At 31.5% G+C, this 542-nt stretch carries 1 pseudogene; it reads left to right on the plus strand.

Annotation, left to right across the window (positions count from 1 at the left end):
• Positions 1–491, plus strand: a pseudogene (locus TCEL_RS00070) (YitT family protein); the annotation flags it as partial.
• Positions 492–542: the final 51 nt, after the last annotated feature.

Genomic DNA, 542 nt, shown 5'->3' on the forward strand with positions numbered 1-542 from the left:
GATTGGTATGGGTATAGTATTTAATCAAAATGCATCAACAGGTGGAACAGATATTATAGCAAAGATAATAAATAAATTCTTCCACATAGATATAGGTAAATCACTTCTTCTTTCAGATTTTTTAATAACGCTTGCAGCAGGTCTAACATTTGGTCCTAAGATCGGTATGTATGCACTGCTTGGAGTTGTAATAAACGGTTTAGTAATTGACAACGTTATACAAGGGCTTAATGTTTGTAAGCAGGTAACAATTATTAGTGAGAAAAGCGAAGAAATAAAGAAATATATAATTGAAGAATTAGGCCGTGGTGTTACAATTTACGATGGTAGGGGAGCATATACAGGAGAAAGAAGGAAGTTCTAATGACTATTATAAGCAGAAAGGAATTTATAAGGCTTAGGGAATATATTAAGGAATTAGACAAAGAGCGTTTATAAGTGTAAGCAATGTACATGAAGTTTTAGGAGAAGGGTTTACAGAGATAGAATAAAAATAAGTACAAAATATATAATGTAGACCTAGGTGAATTAGAAATGAATTA

This window comes from Thermobrachium celere DSM 8682, assembly GCF_000430995.1.
GTDB classification, from domain to species: Bacteria; Bacillota; Clostridia; order Clostridiales; family Caloramatoraceae; genus Thermobrachium; species Thermobrachium celere.